The following is a 912-nucleotide window of genomic DNA, read 5'->3' as shown; positions in this document are numbered from 1 at the left end:
GCCCAGCCAACCGCCGATCTTTGTCCACGACGACGTGGAGGGCACGGTGGCGATGAAGGCGCCGATGCACAGGGCGGCGAAGGTCAGCGTCAGCAGCACGAAGACGGCCGCCACCGCGCCGCTCACTCGCAACGAACCCACGGTCATGTATGCCGTGAAGATCGCCCACCCGAGCAGGTACAGCCCGATCGCCTGGTGCACCTGGGCGGCGACGGCCACCAGGGCCGGTGCACTGAGGATGAACGTCGCCAGGAACCAGTACGAGAGCCAGAAGGCGCCGAACGAGCTGAACGCCACGGCGCCGAAGGTGTTGCCCCGGCGGAACTCCCACATGCCGGCGAGCAGCTGCGTGCCGCCGCCGTAGAAGAGTGCCAGCCCCAGCACCGCGGGAGCGAGCGCGGCGTTGAGGATGCCGGCGTTGATGACGCTGAGAACCATCGTGGTCATGGCGAAGGCGGCGAGCCCCAACGGTGCCGGGTCGGCCGTGGCGGCCGCTGCAGGGGGCACCGGGGTGAGCGGGGTGGTGGCCGCGGTCATGCCCGCGGTGGGTGTGGTGATGTTGGTGTCAGACATCGGAGCTCTCCTTGTCCGGATCGGCCGGCTGCAGGTCAGCCCGGCTACATCGCTTCTCTGAGGGCGCTGGGCGTACGGCCGGTCGGTCGGTGCGAGAGCACCCGGTGCGAGCAGAACGACGGCCTGGCGATGAGGTGTCGTATGCCGTTGGCGCCGCTTCGGCCACGCCAGCCGCCGGGCGCCTGGGGAGCGGGCCCTCGTCAGGCGTTGCCTGTCTCCTCGCTCACTGGAGTTGTCCCACAAGTCTGACACTGCCTCGCGGGTGCGTCCATGGAAAGGCGCGTCGCACAGGTCGCGGTGCCACCGCCCCGCACCTGGGGGCAGACGACGGGGCCGGGT

The 912-nt window shown here is 70.2% G+C and carries 1 protein-coding gene; it reads right to left on the bottom strand.

Going from position 1 to position 912, the window contains the following annotated elements; genetic code table 11:
- Window positions 1-573 (bottom strand): acetate uptake transporter (locus AC3WRT_RS20645; RefSeq protein WP_492725280.1); only part of this gene is annotated, 573 nt, incomplete at its 3' end.
- Window positions 574-912: the final 339 nt, after the last annotated feature.

This window comes from Terrabacter sp. FW104-15G4B (assembly GCF_058790095.1).
The sequence above is the reverse complement of the archived record's forward strand: the minus strand, read 5'-3'. Positions and strand labels throughout refer to the sequence as shown.